10 protein-coding genes are annotated in these 12,932 nt (G+C 68.9%); 3 read left to right on the forward strand and 7 right to left on the reverse strand.

Annotated elements, in window-relative coordinates; translation table 11 throughout:
• Window positions 1–48: 48 nt before the first annotated feature.
• From serA to EJ105_RS17680, 6 genes are all read right to left on the reverse strand, one after another.
• Window positions 49–1,308, reverse strand: coding sequence for a phosphoglycerate dehydrogenase (serA, locus tag EJ105_RS17655; protein ID WP_250167373.1), 1,260 nt, complete (start codon window positions 1,306–1,308; stop codon window positions 49–51).
• A gap of 226 nt (window positions 1,309–1,534) precedes the next feature.
• Complete coding sequence (locus EJ105_RS17660) at window positions 1,535–2,038, reverse strand: YqhA family protein (RefSeq protein ID WP_029555840.1); 504 nt, start codon at window positions 2,036–2,038, stop codon at window positions 1,535–1,537.
• 18 nt (window positions 2,039–2,056) lie between these two features.
• Entirely contained in the window at window positions 2,057–3,520 is a 1,464-nt protein-coding gene (locus tag EJ105_RS17665; RefSeq protein ID WP_029555839.1) for a GntP family permease, read from the reverse strand.
• Window positions 3,521–3,523: 3 nt separating this feature from the next.
• Window positions 3,524–4,549: a patatin-like phospholipase family protein gene (locus tag EJ105_RS17670; protein ID WP_250167374.1), complete on the reverse strand. Its 1,026-nt coding sequence runs from the start codon at window positions 4,547–4,549 to the stop codon at window positions 3,524–3,526.
• A gap of 132 nt (window positions 4,550–4,681) precedes the next feature.
• Window positions 4,682–7,786: an efflux RND transporter permease subunit gene (locus tag EJ105_RS17675; protein ID WP_250167375.1), complete on the reverse strand. Its 3,105-nt coding sequence runs from the start codon at window positions 7,784–7,786 to the stop codon at window positions 4,682–4,684.
• Window positions 7,783–8,877: an efflux RND transporter periplasmic adaptor subunit gene (locus EJ105_RS17680; protein ID WP_245279279.1), complete on the reverse strand. Its 1,095-nt coding sequence runs from the start codon at window positions 8,875–8,877 to the stop codon at window positions 7,783–7,785. Before EJ105_RS17680 ends, EJ105_RS17675 begins: the two co-directional genes overlap by 4 nt.
• A gap of 192 nt (window positions 8,878–9,069) precedes the next feature.
• Here EJ105_RS17680 and EJ105_RS17685 point away from each other — a divergent pair, with 192 nt between their 5' ends.
• Entirely contained in the window at window positions 9,070–9,774 is a 705-nt protein-coding gene (locus EJ105_RS17685; RefSeq protein WP_029555835.1) for an SDR family oxidoreductase, read from the forward strand.
• Window positions 9,775–9,786: 12 nt separating this feature from the next.
• Here the strand turns inward: EJ105_RS17685 and EJ105_RS17690 are convergent, their stop codons facing one another.
• Window positions 9,787–10,911 carry a site-2 protease family protein gene (locus tag EJ105_RS17690; RefSeq protein WP_250167376.1) on the reverse strand — a complete coding sequence of 375 codons (1,125 nt, stop codon included), beginning with the start codon at window positions 10,909–10,911 and terminating at the stop codon, window positions 9,787–9,789.
• 117 nt (window positions 10,912–11,028) lie between these two features.
• Between EJ105_RS17690 and EJ105_RS17695 the strand changes: the two genes are divergently transcribed.
• Together EJ105_RS17695 and EJ105_RS17700 are read left to right on the forward strand one after the other, a co-directional pair.
• Window positions 11,029–11,514 (forward strand): MarR family winged helix-turn-helix transcriptional regulator, encoded by a 486-nt coding sequence (locus EJ105_RS17695; RefSeq protein ID WP_250167377.1) that lies wholly within the window; start codon window positions 11,029–11,031, stop codon window positions 11,512–11,514.
• A complete protein-coding gene (locus EJ105_RS17700) occupies window positions 11,511–12,848 on the forward strand; it encodes a multidrug effflux MFS transporter (RefSeq protein ID WP_250167378.1) in 1,338 nt (445 codons plus the stop codon). Before EJ105_RS17695 ends, EJ105_RS17700 begins: the two co-directional genes overlap by 4 nt.
• Window positions 12,849–12,932 lie beyond the last annotated feature (84 nt).

Here is a 12,932-nt window from a genome sequence, read left to right on the forward strand (position 1 = left end):
GAAGACCCGCCGGCGCGGCCGGCGGGTCTTTTGTCGTTGGTGCCGGGCTCAGGCCTTGTATTCGTAGAGCAGGCGGGCGCGGATGGTGCCTTCCAGCGCCCGGATGTCGGCGAGGATCGCCTGGCTGTCCACGGCGGAGGCATCCGCGTCGAGCACCACATAACCGATGTCGGCATTGGTCTCGTAGTACTGCGCGGCGATGTTGACCGCGTGGCGGGCCAGCACCTCGTTGAGGCGGCCGAGCATGCCGGGCAGGTTGCGCTGCACCTGGATGAAGCGGGTGCCGGTGGGACGCGCCGGCAGCTGCACCTGCGGGAAGTTCACCGCGCCCATGGTGGAGCCGGTGTCCGAGTAGTCGAGCAGCTTGCGGGCCACCTCGGCGCCGATGCGCTCCTGCGCCTCCTCGGTGGAGCCGCCGATGTGCGGGGTGAGGATGACGTTGGGCAGGCCCTGCAGCGGGGAGACGAACTTCTGGCCGTTGGCGCTGGGCTCAACGGGGAACACGTCCACCGCCGCACCACGCAGCCGGCCTTCCTTCAGCGCGTCGGCGAGGGCGTCGAGGTCCACCACCGTGCCGCGGCTGTTGTTGATGAGATAGGCGCCCTTCTTCATGGCGGCGATCTCGGCGCGGCCGATCAGCCCGTGGGTGGCGGGGGTCTCCGGCACGTGCAGGCTCACCACGTCGCTCTGGGAGAGCACCTCGGCCATGGTCGCCACCGGCTCGGTGTTGCCGTGACGGAGCTTGTCGGTGTGGTCGTAATAGATCACCCGCATGCCCATCGCCTCGGCGAGGTTGGAGAGCTGCGAGCCGATGTTGCCGTAGCCGATGATGCCCAGCGTCTTGCCGCGCACCTCGTGGCTGTCGGTGGCCGACTTGTCCCACAGGCCCTCATGGGCGGCGGCGGAGCGGTTGGGGATGCGGCGCAGCAGCATCACGATCTCGCCGATCACCAGCTCCGCCACGCTGCGGGTGTTGGAGAAGGGCGCGTTGAACACCGGGATGCCGGCGATGCGGGTGGCGTCGATGTCCACCTGGTTGGTGCCCACGCTGAAGCAGCCGATGGCGATGAGGCGGTCGGCCGCCTCCAGCACATCAGCGGTGATCTGGGTGCGCGAGCGGATGCCGAGCAGGTAGACGCCCTTCAGCGCCTCCTTCAGCGCCTCCCCGTCCAGCGCCTTGGGCAGGCGGGTGAGGTTGGTGTAGCCGGCGGCGAGCATCATCTCGACGGCGCTGTCGTTGACGCCTTCGAGGAGCAGCACCTTGATCTTGTCGCGGGACAGGGAAAGCTGGGGGGCGTTTTGGGTCACGGGGCGCGACGTCCTTCGGCGGTCAACAGGCGAACCCGCGCGGAAATGAGCTGCCGCAAATGAGGTTCGGCTTGAAATGGTGGTTGCCGGGTGGCGGTTGCGGCCCGGCGGCGGCGCGAAATTAGCGATTTTGCCGCGCCAGTCCAGACATCGCGCGCCTTTGCCGCGGCTGGAACGTGACGCTGGGGCAGGGGTGGGGCCGCTCTGCGCGGCGGGCTCGCCCCCCTCAATCCTCGCGCGAGGAGGGGTGGAAGCGGTCGGTCAGCGCCAGAACGGCGTAGGCGGCGACAAAGATGATGTTGGCGACCACCAGCCACTTCACCTGCGCCTCGCTCACGTCCGTCTCCAGCCGCATCAGCGCCTTCAGGAGCGTGATGCCGGTGATGGCCATGAGCGAGGCGAACAGCTTCAGCTTCAGCCCCGAGAAGGAGATGCGCGTCATCCAGACCGGCGAGGAGGGCGTGTCGGCGCGGTCGATCTTCTCGACGAAATTCTCGTAGCCGGAGGAGATCACCACCACCAGCAGCCCGCCCACCAGGGCAAGGTCGATGAGGGTGAGGATGCCCATGATGACGTGCGTCTCGTTCATGCTCGGCAGGGCGATGGCGAAGCGCACGAGTTCCAGAAGGAAGGCGACGACGAGCAAGGCGAGCGCCACCGAGAGCCCCGCGAACAGCGGCACCATGGCCCAGCGGCTCAGCGTCACCAGCCGTACGATCGCCTTGCGCATCGCCTCGTCCCCTTCCGCTCAGAAGCTGCCGACCAGCGTGCCGAGCCCGATCACCACGGCCAGCGCGATGAGGGCGCCCACCACGGCGGCCATCACGATGTCGAGGTAGCCTTCCTTGTGGGTCACGCCGCACACGGAGAGCAGTGTCACCACTGCGCCGTTGTGGGGCAGGCTGTCCAGCGTGCCGGAGCCGATGACGGCGACGCGGTGCATGAGGGACGGGTCCATGCCGATCTCGTGGGCGATCTTCATGTAGGTCGGCCCGAGCGCGTCGAGGGCGATGGTGAGGCCGCCGGAGGCCGAGCCGGTGAGGGCGGCGAGGATGTTGGTGGCCACTGCCAGCGACACCAGCGGCCCGCCCTCGATGCCCAGCACGAAGTTGCGCACGTCGGTGAAGGCGGGCAGCGCCGCCACGATGGCGCCGAAGCCGACGAGGCTCGCGACCGAGAGGATGGGCAGCACCGAGGCGTTGGCGCCCGCCGTCATGGTGGCGCGCAGCTCCGGCACGCTGGTGAAGTTGATGATGATGCAGGTGACGATGGCCGCCGCCAGCGCCACGATCACCGACCACACGCCGCCCACCGCCGAGAGCGTCACGCCGCCCCACTGGGGATCGGCGAGGAAGCTCACGTCCATGCGCGGCAGCACCACGAAGGACATGAGCAGGTTGACGACGATCACCACCACGATGGGCAGCGCCGCCAGCAGGATCGGTGGCGCGCGGGGAGATTCATCGCTGGAATGGATCTCGGAGGGATCGAACGGGCCGGCCGTCGAGGCGCGCTCTCGCACGATGGGGTCGTCCGCCGCGAGGTCCGCGCTCTCGTCCGGCGCGGCGATGAGCGAGCCGAAGCCCTCGCCGGCGGCACGGGCCGCATTCTCCCGCCGCTTCAGCCACCACATGCCGAAGCCCAGCATGATGAGCGAGGCGATGATGCCGAGCCCGGGTGCCGCGAACGGCGTGGTGCCGAAGAATGGCATGGGGATGGCGTTCTGGATGGAGGGCGTGCCGGGCATGGCCGACATGGTGAAGGTGGAGGTGCCGAGCGCGATGGCCGCCGGCATCAGCCGCCGCGGCACGCCGGCCGCGCGGAACAGCGCGACGCCCATGGGGGCCAGCACGAAAAAGGCGACGAACAGCGACACGCCGCCATAGGTGACGATGGCGCCGGCCAGCACCACCGCGAGGATGGCGCGGCTGGGGCCGAGCTTTTCCGTCATGTAGTTGGCGATGGAGGTGACCGAGCCGGAATCCTCCATCAGCTTGCCGAATACTGCCCCCAGCAGGAACAGCGGGAAGAATTGCGCGACGAAATCCGCCGCGTTGCGCATGAAGGTCTGCGTCCAGCTCGCCAGCAGCGGCTCGCCGGAGAAGGCGGCCGCGATCAGGCCCGCGATGGGCGCGAGGATGAGGATGGAGGAGCCGCGGAAGGCCAGGAAGATGAGGACGGCGAGGCCGACCAGAATGCCGATGAGACCCATGGATCAGAGCTCCGCCATCAGCTGGTCGAAATTGACGGTGGAGGCCTTGCCGATGTCGGCGCCGTGCTCTGTCAGGAAAAGGTCTGCGGCCTTGCGCCCCTCGTCCCTCAGCCAGGTGAGGAAATCCCATTCGGCATTGAGCTTCGAGGAGAAGCCCAGCTCGTTCATGATGGGGTTGCGCACCACATGCACCCGCATCCGCGCCCAGTTGCAGGCTTCCGAGTCGCCGGAAAGCTCGTGCACGTGGCGCTGGAGCAGCGCCATCATGTACAGCTCCTTGATCGCCACCGAGTTGAACGACACCTCGTTGAGGCGGTTGAGGATTTCGCCCGGCGTCTTGGGCGTGCCCGGCCGCTCTAGCGGGTTGATGGGCACGAGGATGGTGTCGTCGGACTTCAGCTCGCTCACCAGCGGCGCCAGCGTCGGGTTGCCGGAATAGCCGCCGTCCCAATAGGCCTCGCCGTCGATCTCCACCGCCTGGAACAGCGTGGGCAGGCAGGCCGAGGCCATCAGCACGTCGGGGGTGATCTCGGCATTGCGGAACACGCGCGGGCGGCCGGTGCGCACGTTGGTCGCGGTGATGAACACCTTGATCGGGGAGGAGCGCAGGCGGTCGAAGTCGATCTGCTTTTCGAGGATCGGCGCAAGCGCATTCCCGCCCAGGGGATTGTACTGGTAGGGCGAGAACATGCGCGTCATGAAATCCATCATCAGGAAGCCCGGCGCGGTGTCCATGGACCAGCGGCCGAGCATCTTGTCGAAGGGCGAGCGCTTGAACGGGCTGAAGCGCGCGGCCTCCGAGACGTGGGTCCAGTAGCTCTCAAGGGCGAGCTTGGCGCCCTCGCGGCCGCCGGCGGCGAAGCCGTCCGCCAGCACGGCGGCGTTCATGGCGCCCGCCGAGGTGCCGGAGACGCCCTCGATCTCGAGCCAGCGCTCGTCGAGGAGCCGGTCGAGCACCCCCCAGGTGAAGGCCCCGTGGGAGCCGCCGCCCTGCAGGGCGAGATCGACGAGTACCGGTTCCCGTTCCATCTGAGACCTCATTCACAAGCAGGCCGCATCTGGTGCGGGCCTGTCGCCGTTTGGCGTGGGCGGGCGATCCTCGGGTCGTCTGTGTTCTTGATCCTTGGCGGCGGCGGGGCAGGCCCGCCATCCGCGTGCCGGTCAGGCCGGCTGCGTCTTGGCCGGCGCTGTCTTTCCCGCGCCCGCGACGCGCTCCGGCCCGGTGTCGGGTCCGAACCACGCCACATAAAGCGCCGGCAGGAAGATGAGGGTGAGCAGCGTGCCCACCAGCAATCCGCCCATGATGGCGAAGGCCATGGGCCCCCAGAACACGGTGGGCGCGATGGGGATCATGCCGAGCACGGTGGACACTGCTGTGAGCATGATGGGCCGGAAGCGCATGGAGGAGGCGGAGACCACCGCATCCCATACGGTCTTGCCCGCCGCGCGGTCCGCCTCGATCTGGCCGATGAGGATGACCGCGTTCTTGGTGATCATGCCGATGAGCGCCAGCACGCCGAGAATGGCGACGAAGCCCAGCGGCCGGCCGGAGGCGAGCAGTGCCGCCACCACGCCGATGAGGCCCAGCGGCGCCACCGACAGCACGATGACGAGCCGCTGGAAGCTCTTCAGCTCGAACATCAGCACGGTGAACATGAGCAGCAGCATCACCGGCACCACGGCGACGACAGAGGCGAGGGAGGACGCGCTCTCCTCCACCGTGCCGCCGGTGGTGATGGCGTAGCCGGCCGGCAGCGTGCGGCGCAGCGCCTCGATCCTCGGATCGAGCTTCTCCACCACGCTCTCGGGCAGCACGCCGCGCTTCACGTCCGACTGGACGGTGAGGGTGGGCACCCGGTCGCGCCGCCAGATGGCGGGATAGTCCTGCCCGTATTCGAAGGTGGCGATCTGCGAGAGGGGCACGGTGCGGCCGTTGGGCAGCGGCACCTGGAGGGTGGCGAGGGAGGCCAGCGACACGCGCTCCTCGTCGGTGGCGCGGGCCACCACGTTGACGAGATAGATGTCGTCGCGCACCTGCGTCACCGGCTGGCCGGAGAGCACGGTGTTGAGCACGCCGGCCAGCTGCGCGGTGGAGAGGCCGAGCAGGCGCGCCTCGTCCTGGTCCACGCGGATGGAGACCTGCCGGGCGGGCTCGATCCAGTTGTAGTTGACCGTCTCCACCTCGGGGTTCTCGGCCATCACCTTGGCGAGGTCGAAGGCGATGGCGCGCACCTTCTCGATCTCCGGGCCGGAGACGCGATACTGCACCGGCCAGCCCACGGGCGGCCCCAGCTCCAGCGGCGAGATGCGCGCCACGAGCTGCGGGAAGTCGGTGGCGAGCACCTTCTCCAGCTTCACGCGCAGCCGCTCGCGCGCCGCCACATCCTTGGCCACGATCACGCTCTGGGCGAAGAAGTCGTTGGGCAACTGCACGTCGAGGGGCAGATAGAAGCGGATGGCGCCGCGGCCCACATAGGTGGACCAGCGGGCCACGTCCGGATCATTGGCCAGCACCTTGTCGAACGCCTCGGCGACGCTCTGCGAGGCGTAGATGGAGGCGTTCTGCGGCGAGGCGAGGTCCACCAGCAGCTCGGGCCGGTCGGAGGAGGGGAAGAACTGCCGCGGGATCAGCGGCAGCGCCAGCACCGAGAGCACGAACAGGCCGGCGGTGACGGCGAGCGTCACCCAGCGCAGGCGCAGGCACAGGATGAGGAAGGCGCGGTACATCCCCATCACGCCCTTCGGAGGGGCGTCGGGATCGGGGATCTTGTCCTTCGCCGGCGCGCGCAGGATGAGCACCTGGAGGAGCGGCGCGAACAGCACCGCCACGATCCACGAGACGAGGAGGGCGATGCCCACCACAGCGAACAGGGTGAAAGTGTATTCGCCCGCCGAGGAGGCGGCGAAGCCCACCGGCACGAAGCCCGCCACCGTCACCAGCGTGCCCGCGAGCATGGCCGCCGCATAGGCCTTGAAGGCGTAGGAGGCGGCGGTGGGCGGATCGTCGCCGGCCGCGAGGCGCGTCAGCGTCGCGTCCGTCGTGGTCATGGCGTCGTCCACCATCAGCGCCAGCGCGATGATGAGGGCGCCCAGTGAGATGCGCTGCATGTCGATATGCGCGAGCTGCATCAGCGCGAACACGATGGCCAGCGTGAGCGGGATGGCGAGCGCCACGATGGCCCCCGCCCGCACCCCGAGCGCGATGAACGACACCACGAGGATGATGCCCACCGCCTGCCACAGGCTCTCCATGAATTCGGAGATGGCGCTCTTCACCGTCACCGCCTGATCGGCCACCAGCGTCGCGTCGATGCCCACGGGCATGTTGGCGAGGATGCGGCTCATGGCGCGGTCGATGTTGGCGCCCATGGCGAGGATGTCGCCGCCGTCGCGCATGGCGATGGCGAGGCCGATGGCATCCTTGCCGTTCACCCGGAACATGGGCTGGGGCGGATCGGCGAAGCCGCGGCGGATGGTGGCGATGTCGGCGAGGCGGATCAGCCGCCCGTTCACCGCCAGATTCACGTTGGCGATGTCGGCTTCCGAGGCGAAGGCGCCGGAAACGCGGATGGAGATGTTCTCCTTGCCGGTCTGGATCTCTCCCGAGGGGCGCACGATGTTCTGCGCCGCCAGCGCCGAGAGCACCGCCTGCCGGTCGATGCCGAGGCTTGCCAGCTCGGCCATGGAGAATTCGATGAAGATGCGCTCGTCCTGCGCGCCGAGGATCTCGATCTTCGACACGTCCGGCACGTGCAGCAGCTCGGAGCGCGCCTCCTCCACATAGTCGCGCAGCTCGCGATGGGAGAAGCCGTCCGCCGTGAAGCCGTAGATGATGCCGAAGGTGTCGCCGAACTCGTCGTTGAAGAACGGCCCCACGATGCCCTGCGGCAGGGTGTGGCGGATGTCGGCGATGCTTTTCCGCACGTGATACCAGATGTCCGGCACCTCGGAGGCGGTGGCCGAACCCTTCAGGTGCACGAACACGGTGGTGACGCCGGGCTTGGTGTAGCTTTCCAGGAAGTTGAGCTGCGGCGTCTCCTGGAGCTTGCGCTCAAGGCGTTCCGTCACCTGCTTGAACGTCTCCTCCAGCGTGGCGCCGGGCCAGTTGGCCTGCACCACCATGGTCTTGATGACGAAGGTCGGGTCTTCCGCCCGGCCGAGATTGCGGAACGCCATCACGCCGGCCACCACGGAGATGGCCATGAGATAGAGGATGACGGATCGGTGTTTCAGCGCCCAGGCTGAAAGGTTGAAGCCGCCGCTCACAGGCTGGCTCCCGCCGGGGTGGCGAGCAGGCGCACCTTCTGGCCCGGGTGCAGGGCCTGCACGCCCGCCGTCACCACGATCTCGGAGGGCTTCAGCCCCTCGCCGACGCTGACGGACGCCGGGCCGAAGCGCAGCACCTCGATGGTGCGCAGCGCCACCGTCTGGGACTTGGGGTCCACCACCCACACGGCGGGCTTGTCGTTGAGGCGGGTGAGGGCGCTGGCCGGGATTTCCACCACCGGCCCGCGGTCCACCATCACCCGGCCGACCACCGTGGTGCCGAGGCGCAGCGCCTCCGGCGGATTGTTGAGACCGACACGGACGCGGAAGGTGCGCGTCACCGGATCGGCCTGCGGGGCCACCTCGCGCACGCGGCCGGTGGCGGTGATGGCGGGATCGGTAGCGAGGGCCACCGTCACCTCGGGATCGCCGGGGATGCCGGACAGCAGCGCGGCGGGCACGTCGAACACCGCGTCGCGGCCGTCCTGGCGTGCCACCTCGATCACCGGCTGGCCGGCCTGCACCACCTCGCCCGGCTCGGCCCGGCGCTGGGTGACGACGCCGGCGCTATCGGCCTTCAGCTCGGTGAAGCCGAGGCGGTCCTCGGCCATCTGCAGGCGCGCTTCCGCGTCGTCCACCTGCGCGCGGGCGTTCAGGAACGCCTGCTCGGCCTGCTCATACTGGGCGCGCGGGGTGAAGCCGCGGGCGAGGAGCTGGCGCTGGCGCTCATACTGGTTGCGGGTCTGGGTGAGGTTGGCATTGGCCGCGCCGAGCGCCGCCTGCGCCGAGCGCAGCGCATTCTGCTCGTCCTGCGGATCGAGGCGGGCGAGCACCTGGCCGGCGGTGACGCGATCGCCCACATTCACCAGCCGGTCGATGATGCGGCCGGAGATGCGGAAGCCGTAGGTGGCCTCGTTCTGCGCCTCCACCACGCCGGTGAGGCTCACGGCGTCGCTCGCCGCGCGGTTGGTGGCGACGACGGTGCGCACCGGGCGCGGCTCCTGCGCCTGCGGCTTCTGGGCTTCACCGCAGGCAGAAAGGAAAAAGCAGGCGCCGAGCACGCCCATAAGCATGCGCTTACCTTTCACCACGCCAGCATCCTGCCCGCGATATCCCCGATGGTCACGCACGAGCAGCTCCTCTTCGCAGTGCAACCAGCGTGGCTATAAAGGAGACTTGGACGTTAGACCAGACACTTCGCCGGAAGGACCTTCCTATACGTGGCCGTTTCTGCCATTCGGGGTGGGAACGTGCGCGACATGCGCCAAAAGGAGAATATGAACATGGCAGAGGTCAAGGTCGCCGTCGTCACCGCGGGCGGTTCGGGCATGGGTGCGGCGTGCGCGCGGCGCCTTGCTGCGGATGGCTATGCGGTTGCCATCCTGTCCTCGTCCGGCAAGGGCGAGGCGCTGGCGGCGGAACTGGGCGGCCTGGGCGTCACCGGCTCCAACCAGAAGGCCGAGGACATCGCGAAATTCGTGGATCAGGTGATGGCCCGCTACGGCCGCATCGACGTGCTGGTGAACAGCGCCGGCCACGGCCCCCGCGACACCATCACCGCCATCACCGACGAGCAGTGGCACCAGGGCCTCGACGTTTATCTCATGAATGTGATCCGCTCGGTGCGGCTCGTCACCCCGATCATGGTGGCGCAGAAGAGCGGGGCGATCGTCAACATCTCCACCGCCTGGGCGTTCGAGCCGGCGGCCATGTTCCCCACCTCCGCGGTGTTCCGCGCCGGGCTTGCCGCCTATACCAAGATCTTCGCCGACACCTATGCCGCCGACAACGTGCGCATGAACAACGTGCTGCCCGGCTGGATCGACAGCCTGCCGCAGACCGACGAGCGCCGCGCCGGCGTGCCCATGGGCCGCTATGGCACCAGCGCCGAAATCGCCGCCACCGTGGCCTTCCTCGCCTCCGAAGGCGCCGGCTATATCACCGGGCAGAATTTGAAGGTGGACGGCGGGCTGATGCGTTCGGTGTGAGGGCCGTGGCCCTCAGCCGACGCCGGGCCCCGGCTTCGCCCGCGCATCCCGCGCCACGTGGATCATCATCAGCTCGCCCACATTCTCCGGCGTGAGCAGGCCCACGAGCCGGCCGCCGGCGACATCGAGCACGCCGACGGCGGGGACCTGGGCACTGGTGATGAGCTTCAGCGCCGCATCGAGCTTGGAGCGCGCCTCCACGGTGGGGATATCGTGCTGCATCACCTCGATGACGGGCGTTGACGGCCCCTGGTCCTTCAGCGCCCGGATCATGGCGTCGCGGGTGAGCACGCCGCGCAGATGGCCGGCGCCGTCCACCACCGGGAATTCCTTCTGGGTGGAGCGGATGAGCGCCTCCGCCGCGTCGTCCACGGTGGATTGCGGCCCCAGCGTCTCGAAATGCGTGATCATGGCGTCGGCCACGATATGCCCGCGCGAGGCCTCCCTCAGCTGCACCTGCCCGGCCTCGCCGGAGGCCGCGAGGAAGACGAAGACGCCGATGATCATCAGCATGGGATTGGTGAAGATGCCCAGAAGCCCGAGGCCGATGGCGAGGCCCTGACCGATGGAGGCGGCCAGCGCCGTCGCCCGGGCAAAGCCCATCTTCATGGCGAGCAGCGCGCGCAGCACCCGGCCGCCGTCCATGGGGAAGGCCGGGATGAGGTTGAACAGCACGAGGAAGATGTTGGCCCCCGCCAGCTTGACCAGCATGGAGGTCCGCGGGTCCTCGATCTTGGCCAGATCCTCCGCCTTGAGGTCGCCGCCGGCCAAGGTGAAGCTCAGCACCGCCAGCAGCACGACGGCGATCACCACATTCACCGCCGGCCCGGCGATGGCCACCACCAGCTCCTGCGAGGGCTTCTCCGGGATGCGCTCCAGATTGGCGATGCCGCCGAACGGCCAGAGCGTGATGTCCGGCGTCTTCACCCCGTAGCGGCGCGCGGCGAACACGTGCCCCAGCTCGTGCAGCAGCACGCAGAAGAACAGCATCGCCACGAACAGCACGCCCTCCCACGCGGCCTGCGCGCCGCCGGAGCGGTAATAGGCCGCCCAGATCCACACCAGGAACAGCAGGAACGTGACGTGGATGCGGATGGCGGTCTCGCCGAGGCGGCCGATGGTCAGGGACCAGGGCATTCGAAATCTCCCTGAGGGATGTGGAGTGACACATAGCGCCTCGGGACGGGCACGCAATGACATGCATCAGGACGTCTCCGGCTTGTTGGTAAGGAAAGCTTATTATATAGTCCCCTTATGAGATCGCCCCCGCCCGCCGCTACGCCCCAGCTCGGTTTCGTCCTCGTGGATGCCGCCCGGCTCTATCGCGCCCGCATCGACCGCGCGTTCGACGGCGCGGGCCTCGGCCTCACCCCCGGCGAGGCGCGGGCGCTGGCGCACATCAACGTCAATCCCGGCCTGCGTCAGTCTGCGCTGGCCGAGAAGATGAGCGTGGAGCCCATGACGCTGGTCGGATTCCTGGACCGCCTCGAGGCGCTGGGGCTGGTGGTGCGCGAGGCGGACCCGACCGACCGGCGGGCCAAGATCGTCGCGCTCACGGATGCGGCGCGGCCCTATCTGGACGGGATCGAGCAGGCGGCGGCGCGGGCGCGCGAGGAGGCGACGCGCGGGTTTTCGGATGAGGAGCGCGCGCAGCTGCGCGAGTTCCTCGACCGCATCCGCGGCAATCTCGCCCGGGACTGTGCGGGCCGCGAGGCCCGGCTCAAGGAGGCGCGGCGGTGAGGACGCCATCTCCGGCGGGGACCACCGCCGCACCGCTCATGACCGAGCGCGAGGTGTCGATCATCGGCGGCATGATGGTCATGCTCGGCCCGGTGAGCCTCTCCCTCTACACCCCGGCCTTGCCGACGCTGGTGGAGGTGTTCGGCACGTCGATCGCCACGGTGAAGCTCACCCTCACCGTCTTCTTCTTCGGCTTCGCCGTGTCCCAGCTCGTCTGCGGCCCCCTGTCGGACGCCTATGGCCGGCGGCCGGTGGCTCTTGGGTTCTTCGGCATCTATTTGTCCGGCGCCCTCGTTGCGATGCTGGCGCCGACCATCGGCTGGCTGGTGGCGGGGCGCATCCTGCAGGGCATCGGCGCGGCGGCGGGCATCGCGCTGTCGCGTGCGCTGGTGCGCGACCAGTATACGGGGCAGGCCTCGGCGCGGGTGATGAACCTCATCGGCACCATCCTCGCCATCGGCCCCGCCGTCTCGCCCACCATCGGCGGCCTGCTGCTCGGCACATTCGGCTGGCATTCGGTGTTTGTCGCCATGACCGTGTTCGGGCTCAGCCTCATGCTGGTCCTGGTGCTGCGGGTGCCGGAGACCAACCGCACGCCGGACCGTCGCCTCGCCGCCCCCCGCGCCGTCGCGCGAAGCTACCGGCGCCTCCTGTCCAACCGCAGCTTCATGCGGGCGGCGCTGACGGCGGGCTGTGCCCTCGGCGGCATCTACACGCTGGCGGCAGCGGTGCCCTTCCTGCTCATCGATCGCGTGGGCCTCTCGCCCACCGGCTTCGGCCTCGCCATGATGATGCAGACCGGCGCCTTCATGCTGGGCACCCTCATCGTCCGCCCGCTGCTGAACCGCTACAAGGCGCAGCAACTGATCCTGCCCGGCCTGCTGCTGGTGCTCACCGGCGCGATCATCATGGCGGTCGGCACCCATGTGGTGGGGCTGTCCACGCTCAGCGTGATGCTGCCCATCTCCTTCTGGGCCTGCGGCTGCGCCCTGCTGCTGCCCGGCTGCACCACCAACGCGCTGGCCGGCTTCGGTTCCATCGCCGGTGCCGCCTCGGCGCTGACCGGCTTCGTGCAGATCGGCAGCGGCTTCGTCGGCACGTCCCTTTCGGCGCTGCTGCCCTCGCCGCTCATCGCCATGACCATGCTGGTCCCGGTCATGGCCGTGGCGGCGCTCGCCGTCCACCTCGCGCTCGCCCCGCGCCAGACCGATGAGCCCGCGCCGGTGGAGGTTGAACCTCAGGCTCCGGATCTCGAACTCGCCGCCGATCCCCTCGGCCTCGTGGGGGCCGCCGGCGACGAGATCGAGGCGGGAACTTACCGCCAGGCATCCTGAACACGCCACGTCCGAGCCCCCGCCGGTTGACCAAGCGGGAGGTGGAGTGGTCAATTCCCCCTCGGCTCGCGAATCCGGGCTATG

The organism is Xanthobacter aminoxidans, from assembly GCF_023571765.1.
Taxonomy (GTDB): domain Bacteria; phylum Pseudomonadota; class Alphaproteobacteria; order Rhizobiales; family Xanthobacteraceae; genus Xanthobacter; species Xanthobacter aminoxidans.